Consider the following 14,404-nt stretch of genomic DNA (forward strand, 5'->3'; position numbering starts at 1 on the left):
TAGCGAGCTTTTCCTTTGTGTCTTCTTGGCTTTCGGGCCTTGGCGGGGCTGGAGCGTCGCATCCCTGCTAGAGAGAGCGAGGGGACGCAAGGGAGGGGCCTTCGTGGCGACTCGGTGCGAATGTTGGGCGAGTGGATAGTAAGGGAATTATATAATTCTACTATTCCTCCGCAGTCCGGACTTCGGGCAATACCCCTCCGGAGGACCCATGATTCATTTCCAAATAATGGGGCCAGACTTCGGGCAGCTATTCAACTACTCAGCCAGCTATTTTCCTGCCGCAGATTCTGCCCGGATAAGCGAAGAGGCCCCCATATGCCACAGATGAGGGCCTCTTCTAGGCAACCGTGATCGCAGAGAGAGAACGGAGCAGGAGTATGGGCTCCTTCACGGTTGCTTACCGCCTGGGACGATGGCTCATCCCAGGCCGTTCGCTTCTAAAATTTGCTTGAATACAACCCTGAATTGCTCAGGCTCTTGTGCCGCCCAAATGATGACGGGAATCGTTACCACGTGAAGCAGGGCGAAGGCGGCATAATTAAGTACGTCCCATATCCCAATTCTTTGTTTCTTGCGTCTCTTTGTGACGATACGCACGTCTGCTGCTGTTGCCATCTTGGTTTCTCCAGTTTCGGAAGTGTCTTCAAAAAGGGCGTTCCATCGAAACGGAGACGGTGTCTATTTCGCAAGGTTTCGGTTCGGAAATAGTATGTGCCTGAGGAACTTCTTCCGGAGGCTCGCCCCTATCTTCGGCTCTGCGGGCACTCGAAGGAGTGTTTCGAGGAATTGATGTAGGCCTTCAATACTCTCGGGCTCGTGGAGATTGATTCTCAGGACGTTGCTACTGTTACTTACGTGGAGGTTTAGGTTGTCGTCGAGGGATAGCCAGAGCTGGTGAGTGACGGGATGCTTTCTCTTGCCGTCGATTTTTACGGTGTGGTAGTTGTCATGTTTCTGCAGCTCGGTTGTGACTTTCCAGATGAAGGCGTGGTATGTGGAGACCGATTCGGCTCCGAGTTCCACGCTGCTGTGTGTGAGGCCGTGTCTTTTCTGGAGGTCTTCGAGGAGGCCGTTGAAGATTTCGTATAGCATTTGTCTTTAGTTGGTGTGGAGGATTTGGTCGATTCGGTTCATGGACTGGGGGTCTTGGAGGTCGAGCCATTCGGATTCTTGGGCGGTGAATTCGTGTGTGGCGTGTCTTCGGATGTGGATGTGGAGGTCGTCGATCGCGACTGTGTAAATGGGTTGCGATCCTCCGCCTTTGCGGTGGATGATTTGGTGGATGTTGGTGCAGAAGTGTTCGTAGATTCGATATCCGGGCAGCTGGTCTGCGAGGTGCTGCAAGATGGCTTTTGCCAGTGGCATGGCGTGTTTCCCTCTGTGGCTTGGGTGTGGCTGGGGTAGCTTTGCCCGAGGCTTTTAATACTGAGGAGGCTTTCTCTTGCCCTCCCCTGGCCTTCGAAGGCTCTGGGGCCTGAGGCGTCGGGGGAGTGGTCTTTGTGGCGAGGGAAGCGAAGAGAGAGGACGGGAGACTAGGCTGGCGGGCGAGCGTCACTGTCCAATTAGCTGTCTCCCGTGCCTCTCAGCTCTTGAAAACTTTGTCCGAAATTTTGTCCGGTTTTTTAGTCTGCCGCAAAGGCCTCCGTGGAAAGTACTTACGTGGCTCCCGAGGGTTCGTTTATGCAGCATGGTGCTGCTTTGCTTGCTTTTTTGCGGCGAATGTTGCTTGACTTGACGATCGAATTGTGAAACTCTGCGTGAAACGTTGACTCGTTACATCCCACAGAGACAGACACATGAAAGATTCCGAAGCAATTGCGACTCTCCTGGGAGTTTTGGAAAGCTTGGAAGACCCGAAGGCCGTAACCCGCGTGCTCGGTTGGGCCAATCAATGGGCACGCGACAATCACGACGCGATGGATATTCCGGGGCCAGTTGCTGTTCAACCGCAGTCAAGTGGTGGAATCCAGCAGCCGCTGACTTATGGCGATGAAGATGAACTCCAGGATCGTGAGATTGCTGGTATCGCACTGATCACCGATTCTGGCGACTTCAAGCTAACTGTGCGGAATCCGAAGGCGAGAAATACGAATGACGCAGCAATCCGTCTCGCACTTGTCACTATCTGGGCATATATGCAACTGACTGGTGAGAAATCGGTCTCGTCTCGGAAAGTCGTAAAGCCCGTTCTCGAAGACTGGCGTGCTTACACCGGCAATACCCGCCAGGCTATCTCGCGTCACAATGGAATTATCCGGAATGGTGACGCTCTGAGTCTCGATCAACACGCTCGGATGGAAGCAGAACAATATGTGGAAGAGATCCGGGATGATGATATTGCGGTTAATTGGACACCGACCGCACGGAAGCGTTCGAAATCGAATGGTGAGTCGCCCAGTGAGGTGACTGTCAAATGAATCCGGTGAAGGAAGGGACTATGACTGAATCGACAATCGTTATTCTCGGCTCGATGGCTATTTTCGGGCTCGTGATGACGGTGACTATTGCCCTCGTCTACAACAGGAATCTGGGAGTTCGAGCCTCTTCCGAGAGCATCGAGGTTTCCACCGGCGATACGAGGGCTGTTGAGCGAGGAATAGATGCAACGCGGATCGCTAATGAGAACTCGAATGGGCCAGAGCAGCGGTAGAGCCTAGGCTCCTAGCGTTCTTCGATGTTGCCCATCGACTCCCAGAGCTTGAGAGACCCGCGAATCAGGTGAGTGATATCCCCGTCTGCGAAGACGGCTTCAATGTCCCATCCATATGTGCCGGGATCTTTATCGAGTTCGTCCTTGTCGATTTCGATGTAGAGATCGTATTGCTCGGGCTCTCCCTCAACCGATTCGGCGTATGCAGTGCCTTGGATGTGCTTGCGGGGGTCGGTTTTGTCAGCGTATGCACCTTTTCGGATTTGGTATGATGCCCCGAATCGGAGGCTTGGCGGATTGCTCTCCCTGAGAAGTGGTTTGGCGGTCTGCACTCGAATCGGGCCTATCGGGAAGACTTCGTCGTCATTGGCGTAATCCGTGAGCTGTGTCAGATTCAGCTGAGCAGCGTTGGTTGGATTCTCGAAGTCTATTCTGACGATTCCGTTCGCTCTTGCGGTGACGGTGATGCTTGCCTGAGCTTCTGGCGTGTCCTTATCCCCATCGAGGCCCAGGCGGTACCGGATTTGTTGGCGTTCAGTCTCGGTCCAGTCCGTAGTCAGCGTTGCGTCTATGGTGGTAGCCTCATCCGCGAGCGTGACGACTCCGGTAGCGATGGCTCCACCGTCTCCGGCCAATAGCTCGAATCTCCCGACGAGGGCCTCGGTGATGGTGATTTCGTAGACGCGCGTCGTGATGGCGGCGATCGTATAGGCTTCAGCTGGTGTCCCGGTTCCGCCGATGCTTGTCAGTACCGCGTCCTCTTCATCACCTCCGGGCCATCCCATGAAGCGGAGTTTTGTAGTTGCCATGATGCTTTGCTTCAGAGTGTGAAGGGCTGGATTGCTATCACGGTATGTTTGCTAGGCTGGCGGGCTCGTGAAGCTTTCGAGCACTTTTACCTTGCCTCGAATAATCGTCTTGTAGGTGCCTTCTGAAGCGTCGAAGGTCTGGAGATCGAACTTCCCCACGCTGGTGAACGGCAGGGCTCCGGTCTGAGCAGAGGTGAGCTGAACAGAAACGAGCTGCGTTCCGGTCGCTTGGTTTATGGTCGCGTCAACTTCGAGGGTGGTGTCACCGTACTGGAGGCCGAATTTCAGTGTCTTGCCGGTCAGCTCCCATTGATTGTCTACGGTTGAAGTCCAGCTGATATCGGTGCCGGTATAGTCATCGCCTTGAATGATGGAGATGGTGCCTCCATCCGCTGAGACGGCACTGAGTCGCTCGGTGGATGTCGAGAGCGAGGCGCTGATTTGCGTCGAGATTCCGTCGATGGCGTCTTGGATACTTTCGAGCGGGAGGGTGGTGTCGATGGTGATCGCCTCATCCACGAGTGTGACGACTCCGGTAGCGATGGAGCCGCCCGCCCCCGCTATGAACTCGAATTTTCCGACGAGGTCTTCGGTGATGGTTATCTCATAGACTCGGGTCCCGATTGCGTCGATGGTGTAGTTGGCAGCCGGGGTCCCGGTTCCACCGACGCTTGCGAGGGTGGCGGTCAGTCCGTCGCCTCCGGGCCAACCCGAGAATCTTAGTTTTGTAGTTGCCATTATGTTAAGATTCCGATTGCTTTAAGTGCGGCGACAATTTGACCAATCGTGTAGCCATCAAACGTCGCCGTATCATCCGAAATGCCCGAAGTATTCGCCGCAAAAGTCGCAGCCGTAATACCAGTGGTAGCTCGGGCAACAGGCGTTACACCATAAAGAGCATGTTTAATCTCTTCAGCCACATTATCATATTCTTGGCAGAAACCCGCCACCCAGTCTTCAGTACCCCATAACCAATCACCGGTTTTCATGCTTTGTATGGTGTATGATGGATCGTTATAGCTGAACCATTTGTTCTCTGAGAACTTGCTAAGTTTGTTCCAGGAAGGACTACTGAATCCAACATTTCTTGCTGATGTGCTCCCGGTACAATTGATATTTGGCATTTCCGCCATTAGTCGAATACCTCCGCCGACACTCTGGTATTCTTGTCCCCAAAAAACGCAAGATCCGGCTCCGTTGTGATAAAGACGAATCCCTTCGGCCCCAGTCGCAAATACCATGAACCCTGTATTGTCCCAGTTTGTTCCAACGTAGGAACCTCCGTCAAACCCGTCCCCTAGCGCGATCGCATCATATGACGCATCTAGTTGCATTTTTGCATGTTGAACGGTGTCGTCCGTGTCCAACCCAAGGCTATCGCGGTCCACCAATCGACGAACAGTCCCATCGTCGTTTATCCACCAGTTCACCTCTCCAGAAGTCGAATTGGCCCAAAGAGTAATTGTGTCTTCCGGGATGTCGGTGTCGGTTGGATCATCAGTGTCTGTGCGTGGTTCCTGGGAGTAAATCCAGGTTGTTCTGTCCTGTCCTTGTACGGTGAAAGCTTCCGACCCTGAATCGTCGCTAACAAATAATGTTGGGTCTGTGATTCCGGCTTTACCTAAAAGCATTAAAGCTGGTTGGTCTACTTCAGTCGTGAGTATAGTCAGAAGCCCCAGAGAACCGTTTAACGCTCCTAAATATCCATATAGCACATCATCTGCTCTCTTTAGCTCCATGCCACCAAGAGTACTTCCGGAGGTAAGAGTGTTTACCTCCAATCCAGATAAATCTAAAGAATTTGTTGCTGAAACATTCGAGCCATCGCCAACCAACACACCATCCAAATCGGTCTCGGTGGATGAAGTGATGGTGGTGTCGACCAGCCGCCGCACCGTGCCGCCGTCATTGATCCACCAGCCAACCTCACCAGAAGTCGAATTGGCCCAAAGAGTAACTGCATCTTCTGGAATTTCAGAATCGGTTGGGTCATCAGTATCTGTGCGTGGTTCATGAGAGTAAAGTCTAACAGTCTTACGCAGATCGCCCGCAGTCAGAACTTCAACTGAATCCGGAGATCGCACAGAAAGAGCAGGAACCGTTCCGTTTACTGCGGGTAAAATTGTGACACTGGGCCTGCTTGTTCTAGGTTGTGTAAAAACATTTGCCCCGTAAGGATCTAGATCGATGGCGAAGTATGCAGATATGTTGTTATCTGCATACTTCATCTGCAACCCATTCGAAGAATTCCCCTTTATCGATGCGAGGGTGGGGTCAAGTGTACTACTGACGTTTGAACCATCACCAACCAACAAACCTGTTAAGTCTGTCTCGGTCGATGCAGATACTTCATTAGGTCCGGCTGGGCCTTGAGCACCGTCTGCTCCAGCAGGTCCTTGGACTCCAGCGGCACCCTTCACCGACATGTCGGTGACGTAAGTCCACGACGTTCCATCATAAAGATAGAGCTTGCCGTAGTCCTCGTCGTCTTCGGAAAGTGTTCCTGCGACCAGACCGAATCGCCCAGCTGTCACAGAGCCCGCCTGAAGTTCAGCGACAGAGTTGAAGATTTGTTCGATTTCGAAGCCATATCCAGGCTCTCCTTGCGGACCTTGTTCTCCCTGTGGACCAGGAGTCAATTCGATATCCTGGATTAGAGAATCAATCGTTGCCGTGTCGTATGTCGTGAACCATTCGAGAGCATGACCACCATTCGCAACTGAAGCCACCCGAAGAGAATCGCCCTGCGAGCCATTCGAATCCGGCATTCGGATGTAGGCTCCACCAAGTCCAGGCTGAGCACCAGAAGGGGGCGAAACATTATTCAGACTGCTCATCAGGACGCACCAAAAAGGGACAAGTGAAGACTCTTCCCTATATTTGGTTCAGAGCGTTTCCCGAAGCTCGATCACCTTCGCGACGATCTCCAACACCCGCTCCCCGAATAGAAAGACAGCCGCCAGCAGGCCAGTAATCGAAGCCACAATTGGATGCTCCTTCGCCCAATCCCAGGTCTTGGCGAACGTAAGGCCCGAAGGCTGGTGTTGGAGGATTTCCAAAAGGAGCTTCCGGAATTCTTCCATTTGGCCTAATGTGAAATCCGCATTCCTATTCACTGGGAAGACGGTGACCAGAAAGCACTCAAAATCACCCTGAATTGGGTATCGCAGGACATCAATAATGACCGACAGGGAAGGGCCTCCCCTCGTGCGATACCGTTTATGGAGCTGGTAACTGGTCCTTTCCCCATTTATGGTCTCTAAGACGAGCTGTTCGTCCGATTTCAAGACCTCCTCATCTTCGGTCAGGTCTTTCCAGGACAGCTTTCCGATCAATTCTGGACTTGAGTAGCCTAGCAATTTCTCGAAGCTATTGTTTGCCCAAAGAATTTCCCCGTCAGGCTTCGTCGCGAGCATTGCTGCCGCTGTATTTCGAATCCATTCTTTGGCGAGGCCGTGAGTTTGTTTATCTAACCAGGACATATGATCTCGTTCGCTTCAAGTTGCTTACAAGATCTTTGCTGGGATAATTATTTGGTCGGGTCTTTCATATGCAGCTCTCGTAATATGTCAATCGAGTCTTGCATCGCGTCGATGACTTCCTTGCTACCCCGCTTTCGGGCCGGAACTTTCGCGATACCTTCATGGACGTAAATGAAGTCCATCGTCTTCGTCTCAGGATTCGGAGCCACATCCAGACGATAGCTGTGGAGCTGCTTTCTCGCCTTGAAAGTGAAATTCCATTGGGTGTGAGGAGGATCTTCCGTCTCGTATGTCTTCGACCCATCCAACGGACCGCCATAGACTTTGATAAATCTCTTTTCTTCTGATTCTTGTGGCATTTGTTTTCTCTCTGAGTCAGGGAATGGCGTCTTCTGGACTTTTTAATACGTCAAAAGTATCTTTTCCTTAATCGTTCATCTCTCAATTTTCGATTCTCATCTCTCCTCTGGAGATCGCCGCCAATCCGTTGAATCAGAGAGTCCCTGACGGGACTTGAAACAGGCCGGTGAATGCTGTTCCGTCTCCAATTAGTCTGGGGGCGTGTGATGGACTCCTGAAGTTCCGATGCCAAGCCCGCTTCTGCGGGCGGGCTTTGCTCGCTCTCGCCGAGCATTTTTTGGTCCGCCAGACCTTCGAGATAGGATTCTTCTTCAGGGCTCAGAATAGAGCCTCTCTGACTCTCAAGGAGTAACTTCTCCTCTTCATTTAGAATTGGACCGCCTCCTCCTGAACAGGATGAATCATCATCAAGACATTCGAACGTTAGTTCGAATTCGGGTTCGCTCTGCGAACCCTGGAGACTTTCTGTTTCCATCTTCAGAATCCTATGGCGAATCTGCTCAGGTTCGTAGTGGCGGTTGGGTGGGGAGGTGGTATTCAGTTCGCGGGAACCGCGAACGGGCCTGCCTTGCGGCAGACTCAGAGGAGGCTCGCCTTTTCTGGGTTGGCGGTTAGCAGGCGAAAAGACTTGAGGTAATGGCGCGTCGTCGTTATCTAAAGGTTTTTCTTCTCGGGTGACACCGGTGACACTACTTCCTGGTGACACCGGTGACACTACCTTTTCGGGGGATGAGGTAGCTTCCGACCTTTTCTTCCAAAGTTTCTTCAGGTCCTCGCTCTTGCTTCCCAATGCCTCATCGACAGACTTCGGAAGGCGGTAGCTGGCACCGCTCCAAAATGGATGCTCGGAATTCAGGATGTAGAGATTTGGAGCCTGATCTCGAAGGGTCTTGTTGAATTTCGGAACGAATCCGTGCTGGGACTCGCAGTATTCAACCGCGTCCGTTCGCTTCTTGAATTTTTTGACAGTGAAGATGCCTAGTTCACTGATAACCGCTATATGACGCTTGGCGGTCCGGCTGCTGATTCCGACAAGTCTTGCCAGTCCTGCTGCGGACAGCCAGCAGACCTCGCAATCGCTTGCGGGATCGAGGTAGTCGATCATTATTGCCAGGGATTCGCGAATTTCACGCGGTAGGCATTTGGAGTATCTCGCCCTCTTCGCTCCTTGTGAGCGTCGGGCATATGCCTGTTTAGAAGTTTTCATCTGCCAATCCAATTCGAATCGATTTGGTATGGCGGACGACTGGGGGCAGGGGTATCGGTTATCACCCGCCCCCAGTCGCTCGGTCTCTCGACCTTTTCTTTCAATACATGTGATTCGTCTAACCGAATATTTCCGATTTCTCGGCCCGCCAGAGCCTCCGAAATCAGTTCAACGTAACTTTGCCCGAGAGCAGTACCCCTATGTACGCACGGAAAAATTCCCGAAGTAAATAAACGCACAACAGGGACAGCTCTTTCGGAGTTGGCAACAGCGAGGGGGCAAGCTCATCACAGGGTTTGCCCCCTCGTCGTATACACCCAGAAAAACGCCGAAGGCTGGGCATTTCCCTGGTCCGCAGACGCTCGAAAAAAGTTTCCGGAAAATTCGCCGAAGCCCTTGACCTGCCGTGGGGAGAGGTCAATCATGCCAGCGTTCACTTCAGGTGACGCCGACAGGTCCGTTAATCTCCCGCGAGAACTGGGACAGAAAGCGTCGGCATCTTTCACCTCCGTGAGCAGTCACGAGACATCGATTTAGCGACTAGCGGTTGGGTTGCTTCCTCGATTCCGAGTCAAAAACGGCTCGTCTCGTGCGACTGCCCGCGTAGAGGTTTCTAGTCCAGCACGACTTCCGAGTTGGCACCGCATTGCGGGCAACCCTTTCTCATATAGGAAAGTTTGTTGCCATGTCCGAAAGTAATCAGAGCCGCCTGAACGATTACTGGAGAAAAGCTGAGCGTGCTCCGAAGAATTATCGAGGAGGCCGGTTTACGATCAACGAGCAAGTCAACCTGCTCGCTCCGCATCTGTTGCTGGCCTATTTTGAAGGTCGCGAGGTTTCACCATCCCAGTTGCTTCTCGATGAACTCGAATACGCGAGGCGAGGAATTACGGGTGCGAACGGAATCGGCGATGTCATCGGTGCTCGTGGCTTCGGTCTTTATCGTAGCAGTAGGGGAGTCGAGCCTTCTTTTGAAAACGCGCGACTCATTCTTGGCAAAGCTGGAGATCTCACGGTAGTCGCGAAACAATTGGGCTTCGAAACCAAAGATGATCTTCAATTGGCGATCGTCGCTCGTGCCTGCGATGAATTTCCCAAAGGAACGTGGGAAGACGAGCCCGAAGTGCTGGAGGCCCTAGGCTTCGCAAGCAGAGAAGAGCTGCTTGAGACAGTAGAGAAATTACCTGCTCCATCCTTGGCGAACTAAATCGTTGGGGAACTCGTGACGCGGGATGCATTGCGTCCCGCGCCATTTTAATTTCGAAAGGAGCAGGTATGACAAAAGAAGATGAGAAAATCTATCCGAACAATATCGCCGACTTATTTTGCGATGTGTTTGATGTGAAATATCGCAAGCAACAGCTGTATGTATACAAGGATGGAGCCTACTCGCCTGTCACCGACGAGTGGCTTTTCAATCAGATGTCTTACATTACTAGAGAGCTGGGGCGCGAGAGCCTAAGGATGGTGAAAGATGCTGCGGAGTTGGTGAAATATCGTCACTACCTCGAAGGTGGACATCAGCCATTTTGGCTCTGTAACCCGAATGAAATGGCATCAGCTCTGTTAATGTCGAATGGCATTCTCGATTTTTCACCGATGCTTGCTGAAGACCCTATTGCGCCTCAGCTATTGGCGTTCAATCCTGGACTGTTTGCGACGGCTAGATGCGACTATCCGTTTCAGCTGGGAATTCGCTGTAGTGAATTCGACTCCTTCTTGGACTGGTTTACCTGTGGGGACGGGCAGCTAAAGCAATTGGTCTTGGAGATGATGGCTTACTGTCTGCTGCCGAATCTTTGTTTCCAGAAGCTCTTCTTCCTGGTTGGCGATGGGGGCAATGGCAAATCCGTGCTGCTGAAAGTCATTCAACGGCTCGTCGGTAAAGAAAACTGTTCTGCATTGAACGTTGAAAGATTCGGTGGGCGGTTCGATCTGGCCTCACTTGATGACAAGCTGGTTAACATCACCGCAGATATGAATAGCGAGCTTACAAAAGTCTGCGAAGGTACTCTGAAGATGCTTTGCGATACGTCCCCCATTACGATGGAACGCAAAGGGAAGGATTCATTCTCCTCAGTTAACCGAGCGAGAATCATCTGCGCGACCAATTCGATGCCCAGATTGCAGGATCGCACGGATGGAATCTGGCGTCGTCTGGTGATCATCCCGGCCTTAGCGAAAGTCGATCCCTCGCAGAAGATTGCGGACATCGAGCAGCAATTCAACTACTCCGGGATACTAAATAGCGTTCTCGAAGCCGCAGCTCAACTTATTGCTCGTGGCGATTTCAAACTGCCAGAAATTAGCCTGGGAATGATTGAACAAGAACGACGGGAAGCAAATCCAGCAGCGGATTTCCTGTCGAGCTACACGCAATATGACTCCAAAGAGTTTGTGGTTACCGATGAGCTGCATCGCCGTTACCAGCATTGGTGCGAGATGTGTGGCTATAAGCCGCTAGCGGTTGCCAAATTTGGGACTGAAATTCGCCGTCACTACAACACCTTAATCAAGAGCGGGAGAATCACTCCTGGTAAGTCCAAGGTTGCCTCGTCGGGTAGTCCACTGCTCGAAGGGCAAGCACGTCCTCGCCGTAATGGTTATTACGGCATTGCATATCATGCGGAGACCGTCGAGGCTGCGGAAAACCGCTCTGAAATCGAGCGGCAAAGCATCGAGAAGTTCCGTAGCCAGCAGATCTCGGAGGCGGAAGAGCGGATCAGTGAAGCCGCCTTGGAAAAGGAGCAGCTCAAGCTCGCTCAAAATCGACTCGACAGGCGGCGGGAGCGGGAACGCAAAGCTGACGATGAGAGGAAGATCCTCAAACGTCAGGCGTGGCTCGATAAATCCGGAAAGAAGATCGACGAGAAGCGGGCTGAGGCTGAAGAGGATATCGAGGTGATGCTGCGGGAGATCGACGTCGAAGAGGATATTGATGTGGTGGCTTCGATCACAGATCGCATTCTTCCAAAGTCGGGGGGATGCGAATGAACGGACGTAATAAAAATGACCGCCTGGGTCTGATCGACATTAAGGAAGTCGCACGGCTTTTCGCCGTTAGCGTGTCCACCATTAAGCGTCGTCGAGATCGAGGTGAGATTCCGAAGCCGATCAGGAATAAGGGAACAGCTCGATACAAGAAGGCTGAAATCTTAAAGCTAATCGATGACTTAGAGTCCTGATTCGCGGCTCGAAAGCTTATGTCTCGCACCGCAGCGAGATCCTTTGGGGGAACGTGAACGCACGCGCGTTCCCCCATTTCTTTACATTCGATGAAAGTATTCTCATGGCGTCCGTGTACGTTTTCAAGCCAACCGTCACTCGAAATGGAAAAACCACAAAATCTGGTGTGTGGTGGATGGGTTGGCGTGACCCCGTTTCAAATGAACGTCGGAAGCAGTCGACTGGCGCACGTCTCAAATCCGTCGCTAAGGAAGTTGCTTCCGCGAAGGAAAAACAGTTATGCGTCGACCCTTTCCAGATCAAACGGCAATCAAGTAAGCCGATTAGTTGGCAAGATCTAAAGAAGCAATTCCTGGAGCATGCTGAGGCAACGAAGCGTCCGAAGACTGCTGTGGCGTATCGAATCAATCTGAAGCACTTCACGGACTTCATCGGTAAAAAATTCCTTCACGAGATAACATCCGCCGACCTATTGCAGTTTGCTGCTCATCGGAGGCAGCAGAAGCGATCGCGCCATTCAACTGAAACGGTCAGTGATGCGACGGTGAATAAAGACCTCCGGGGAATTCGAGCAGCGTTGAATTTCGCTGTTGACTGCGGATACATCCCTCAGGCTCCAAGCTTTCGGGGCGTTCAGTTGCGAGAGTCAAGACCATCGCCGGTTGTGGTCGCGCCGGACTACCGCAGGAAATTCGAGGAGGCTTTGAATGATCCCGAGTTGAAGCTCAAGTTTCGGAGTGCTCAGTGGTGGCGTTTCCTTTTTCGGACTATTGAGGAGTTGGGAGTCCGATTCGGTGAGGCTTTGGGCATTCAATGGGGCAAGGTGAATCTCGGGGCGGCTGAGATCATTGTCGAAGCTGAGTCCAGTAAGGGGCGACGCTATCGCACGCTTCCGCTATCTGCCGAGTTGGTCGCGGTTTTGAGATCTTGGAAGCCTCGGGGGGCGGCTGATGACGCTCTCGTTTTCCCCTGGGGGCAGGAGGTAGGGCAGGCGACTCGTCGAAACCTTTATCGGGAGTGGCATCGGATCAGGAAGGCCGCTGGAATTCCTGACTCGGCCAAGTTTGTTCCCAAGTCTTTGCGTTCGACTTGCGGGAGCGAGATGATCGCTAGTGGTGCTCCGACGGTGGTGGTGAAGGACTTCTTGGGGCATGCGTCTGTTACCACGACGGAGTCCCACTATATAAACACGGGTTCATCGCTTCGGGCGGCTTCGGAGCGGAGGCGGGGGCGGGGTGGCTCGAAGGCGGATTGAGGTGTCTCGTGTTGTAGCTGTTGTTGTACCTCTTGTTGCACCAACATGAGCCAACATGGACCGGAGGGACTCTTGGGGAGTCTGCTTTTCGGAGGGGAGTCCGGAAATGATTGAAGCCCGCCGAACCACGTTTTTTACGGGCTCGATGGGCTTTTCCGGGCGTTTTTCGAAGAAGTACCGAAGGAGGGACTCGAACCCTCACTCCCTTGCGGGAACTGGATTTTGAATCCAGCGCGTCTGCCAATTCCGCCACTTCGGCTTCTTCTGAAATGGGTCGATGATGCCTGTGGCGGCCGCGCGAAGATAGTTTCGGCGGTGGGTGTTTTCCGAAGAAAACGTGCCCGGCTCCATCGAGACGCGGATTATGTCGGAGCCATCCGGATCCCGCAAGGCGGGTTTGGCGATCTTCTGAGGCGATGAGGAGGGGGGCTGCCCACACATTCCGGTGATGGCGAACGCAACTGTTTTTCCGAAAATGATGGGTGCCGTTGAATCTCAACCAGACGCAGAATCGTTCAGCTAGAATGTCGACGAACTGTCCCCACCTTCCCTCCCTTCCTCACACAACGCCATGCTCCACCGAAGTTGTTTCACTGCCCTCGCTCTTTCCGCCACATGTCTTGCTCTTCCGCTCCGAGCTGAAGAGTACCTCAACGGCATCACGTGGCAGGCTCCTCCCGTGGTCACGCCCGGCGAAACTGCCGCGGACCCGCCGTCGGATGCGACGGTGTTGTTTGGCAAAGCCAGTGACACAGAAAATTGGCAGAACATTTCAAAGTGGTCGACCGAAGGCGACGTGTTGGTGACCGGCCAGGGAACCATTCGCAGCAAGGCCGAATTCGGTGATTGCCAAGTGCACGTGGAATGGTCGGCTCCCGTTCCTGCGAAAGGCTCGGGGCAAGGACGTGGCAACAGCGGCATTTTCTTGATGGGACGCTACGAAATTCAGGTGCTGGATTCGTACGAGAACGAGACTTACCACGATGGCCAAGCGGGGGCGATCTACAAACAAACGCCACCTGCCGCCAACGCGATGCGTGCCCCCGGCGAATGGAACACCTACGACATTTTCTGGACGGCACCTCGGTTCACCGAATCGGGTGAGCTGGAAAGCCCGGCGTACATCACCGCAGTTCACAACGGCGTGTTGATCTTGAATCACTTCGAACTGAAAGGCGACACGCCTTACAATCGTCCGCCGGAGTACAAGGCTCACGCGCCCAAGGGGCCGATTGCGATCCAGGACCACAACAACCCGGTCCGCTTCCGAAACATTTGGGTTCGCGAATTCGAGCCGGCGTCGGGCGAGCAGACTCGCGAGCCGTACCTTCGTGACGGAAAGAAAGAGACTCCACTCAGCGAAGCGAAGTGATCGGCTGAGTTACCAAGCAGAATTCAATCGCCGTCTTCCCTGCAAGCGGGAAGACGTGATTCCAAAGTCAGCCGGACCGCACG

15 protein-coding genes and 1 tRNA gene are annotated in these 14,404 nt (G+C 52.9%); 6 read left to right on the plus strand and 10 right to left on the minus strand.

The window, feature by feature from the left end; all coding sequences use genetic code 11:
- Positions 1 to 417: 417 nt before the first annotated feature.
- From LOC70_RS05725 to LOC70_RS05735, 3 genes are all read right to left on the minus strand, one after another.
- The gene (locus LOC70_RS05725; protein ID WP_230252445.1) at positions 418 to 615 is read right to left on the minus strand and encodes a hypothetical protein; all 198 of its coding nucleotides are present in this window, start codon (positions 613 to 615) and stop codon (positions 418 to 420) included.
- Positions 616 to 678: 63 nt separating this feature from the next.
- Complete coding sequence (locus LOC70_RS05730) at positions 679 to 1,092, minus strand: hypothetical protein (RefSeq protein ID WP_230252446.1); 414 nt, start codon at positions 1,090 to 1,092, stop codon at positions 679 to 681.
- 6 nt (positions 1,093 to 1,098) lie between these two features.
- Positions 1,099 to 1,365 (minus strand): hypothetical protein, encoded by a 267-nt coding sequence (locus LOC70_RS05735; RefSeq protein ID WP_230252448.1) that lies wholly within the window; start codon positions 1,363 to 1,365, stop codon positions 1,099 to 1,101.
- A gap of 431 nt (positions 1,366 to 1,796) precedes the next feature.
- On the opposite strand from LOC70_RS05735, the gene LOC70_RS05740 reads away from it, so the two are divergent.
- The gene (locus LOC70_RS05740; protein WP_230252449.1) at positions 1,797 to 2,417 is read left to right on the plus strand and encodes a hypothetical protein; all 621 of its coding nucleotides are present in this window, start codon (positions 1,797 to 1,799) and stop codon (positions 2,415 to 2,417) included.
- Positions 2,418 to 2,661: 244 nt separating this feature from the next.
- Here the strand turns inward: LOC70_RS05740 and LOC70_RS05745 are convergent, their stop codons facing one another.
- Genes LOC70_RS05745 through LOC70_RS05770 form a run of 6 tightly spaced genes read right to left on the minus strand, consistent with a single transcriptional unit; the run spans position 2,662 to position 8,406 of the window.
- A complete protein-coding gene (locus tag LOC70_RS05745) occupies positions 2,662 to 3,459 on the minus strand; it encodes a hypothetical protein (protein ID WP_230252452.1) in 798 nt (265 codons plus the stop codon).
- Positions 3,460 to 3,510: 51 nt separating this feature from the next.
- Entirely contained in the window at positions 3,511 to 4,197 is a 687-nt protein-coding gene (locus tag LOC70_RS05750; protein ID WP_230252454.1) for a hypothetical protein, read from the minus strand.
- A complete protein-coding gene (locus LOC70_RS05755; protein ID WP_230252456.1) occupies positions 4,197 to 6,296 on the minus strand; it encodes a hypothetical protein in 2,100 nt (699 codons plus the stop codon). Before LOC70_RS05755 ends, LOC70_RS05750 begins: the two co-directional genes overlap by 1 nt.
- A 48-nt stretch (positions 6,297 to 6,344) precedes the next feature.
- Entirely contained in the window at positions 6,345 to 6,941 is a 597-nt protein-coding gene (locus LOC70_RS05760; protein WP_230252457.1) for a PAS domain S-box protein, read from the minus strand.
- Positions 6,942 to 6,988: 47 nt separating this feature from the next.
- Positions 6,989 to 7,300, minus strand: a complete 312-nt coding sequence (locus LOC70_RS05765) for a hypothetical protein (RefSeq protein ID WP_230252458.1) — start codon at positions 7,298 to 7,300, stop codon at positions 6,989 to 6,991.
- Between the two features lie 50 nt (positions 7,301 to 7,350).
- The gene (locus tag LOC70_RS05770; RefSeq protein WP_230252459.1) at positions 7,351 to 8,406 is read right to left on the minus strand and encodes a hypothetical protein; all 1,056 of its coding nucleotides are present in this window, start codon (positions 8,404 to 8,406) and stop codon (positions 7,351 to 7,353) included.
- Between the two features lie 787 nt (positions 8,407 to 9,193).
- Between LOC70_RS05770 and LOC70_RS05775 the strand changes: the two genes are divergently transcribed.
- The 4 genes from LOC70_RS05775 (at position 9,194) to LOC70_RS24590 (ending at position 12,949) form a co-directional block, all read left to right on the plus strand.
- Positions 9,194 to 9,715, plus strand: a complete 522-nt coding sequence (locus LOC70_RS05775; RefSeq protein WP_230252460.1) for a hypothetical protein — start codon at positions 9,194 to 9,196, stop codon at positions 9,713 to 9,715.
- A gap of 68 nt (positions 9,716 to 9,783) precedes the next feature.
- Positions 9,784 to 11,502, plus strand: coding sequence for a DNA primase family protein (locus LOC70_RS05780; RefSeq protein ID WP_230252462.1), 1,719 nt, complete (start codon positions 9,784 to 9,786; stop codon positions 11,500 to 11,502).
- Positions 11,499 to 11,693 carry a helix-turn-helix transcriptional regulator gene (locus LOC70_RS24585; RefSeq protein WP_390888998.1) on the plus strand — a complete coding sequence of 65 codons (195 nt, stop codon included), beginning with the start codon at positions 11,499 to 11,501 and terminating at the stop codon, positions 11,691 to 11,693. The genes LOC70_RS05780 and LOC70_RS24585 overlap by 4 nt, the downstream gene beginning before the upstream one ends.
- Positions 11,694 to 11,869: 176 nt before the next feature.
- Positions 11,870 to 12,949 (plus strand): tyrosine-type recombinase/integrase, encoded by a 1,080-nt coding sequence (locus LOC70_RS24590; protein ID WP_390889000.1) that lies wholly within the window; start codon positions 11,870 to 11,872, stop codon positions 12,947 to 12,949.
- A 175-nt stretch (positions 12,950 to 13,124) separates the two neighbouring features.
- Here LOC70_RS24590 and LOC70_RS05785 read toward each other — a convergent pair.
- Positions 13,125 to 13,208, minus strand: a tRNA-Leu gene (locus LOC70_RS05785).
- A 312-nt stretch (positions 13,209 to 13,520) separates the two neighbouring features.
- Between LOC70_RS05785 and LOC70_RS05790 the strand changes: the two genes are divergently transcribed.
- On the plus strand, positions 13,521 to 14,321 hold the full coding sequence (locus LOC70_RS05790; protein ID WP_230252464.1) for a 3-keto-disaccharide hydrolase: 801 nt from the start codon (positions 13,521 to 13,523) through the stop codon (positions 14,319 to 14,321).
- Positions 14,322 to 14,404 lie beyond the last annotated feature (83 nt).

Origin of the sequence: Rhodopirellula halodulae, from assembly GCF_020966775.1 — a bacterium.
GTDB classification, from domain to species: Bacteria; Planctomycetota; Planctomycetia; order Pirellulales; family Pirellulaceae; genus Rhodopirellula; species Rhodopirellula halodulae.

What these genes read in the sequence shown, in the direction of transcription:
- LOC70_RS05725 (WP_230252445.1), bottom strand. Translation starts at nt 615, where the DNA reads ATGGCAACAGCAGCAGACGTGCGTATCGTCACAAAGAGACGCAAGAAA.
- LOC70_RS05730 (WP_230252446.1), bottom strand. Translation starts at nt 1,092, where the DNA reads ATGCTATACGAAATCTTCAACGGCCTCCTCGAAGACCTCCAGAAAAGA.
- LOC70_RS05735 (WP_230252448.1), bottom strand. Translation starts at nt 1,365, where the DNA reads ATGCCACTGGCAAAAGCCATCTTGCAGCACCTCGCAGACCAGCTGCCC.
- LOC70_RS05740 (WP_230252449.1), top strand. Translation starts at nt 1,797, where the DNA reads ATGAAAGATTCCGAAGCAATTGCGACTCTCCTGGGAGTTTTGGAAAGC.
- LOC70_RS05745 (WP_230252452.1), bottom strand. Translation starts at nt 3,459, where the DNA reads ATGGCAACTACAAAACTCCGCTTCATGGGATGGCCCGGAGGTGATGAA.
- LOC70_RS05750 (WP_230252454.1), bottom strand. Translation starts at nt 4,197, where the DNA reads ATGGCAACTACAAAACTAAGATTCTCGGGTTGGCCCGGAGGCGACGGA.
- LOC70_RS05755 (WP_230252456.1), bottom strand. Translation starts at nt 6,296, where the DNA reads ATGAGCAGTCTGAATAATGTTTCGCCCCCTTCTGGTGCTCAGCCTGGA.
- LOC70_RS05760 (WP_230252457.1), bottom strand. Translation starts at nt 6,941, where the DNA reads ATGTCCTGGTTAGATAAACAAACTCACGGCCTCGCCAAAGAATGGATT.
- LOC70_RS05765 (WP_230252458.1), bottom strand. Translation starts at nt 7,300, where the DNA reads ATGCCACAAGAATCAGAAGAAAAGAGATTTATCAAAGTCTATGGCGGT.
- LOC70_RS05770 (WP_230252459.1), bottom strand. Translation starts at nt 8,406, where the DNA reads ATGATCGACTACCTCGATCCCGCAAGCGATTGCGAGGTCTGCTGGCTG.
- LOC70_RS05775 (WP_230252460.1), top strand. Translation starts at nt 9,194, where the DNA reads ATGTCCGAAAGTAATCAGAGCCGCCTGAACGATTACTGGAGAAAAGCT.
- LOC70_RS05780 (WP_230252462.1), top strand. Translation starts at nt 9,784, where the DNA reads ATGACAAAAGAAGATGAGAAAATCTATCCGAACAATATCGCCGACTTA.
- LOC70_RS24585 (WP_390888998.1), top strand. Translation starts at nt 11,499, where the DNA reads ATGAACGGACGTAATAAAAATGACCGCCTGGGTCTGATCGACATTAAG.
- LOC70_RS24590 (WP_390889000.1), top strand. Translation starts at nt 11,870, where the DNA reads ATGGGTTGGCGTGACCCCGTTTCAAATGAACGTCGGAAGCAGTCGACT.
- LOC70_RS05790 (WP_230252464.1), top strand. Translation starts at nt 13,521, where the DNA reads ATGCTCCACCGAAGTTGTTTCACTGCCCTCGCTCTTTCCGCCACATGT.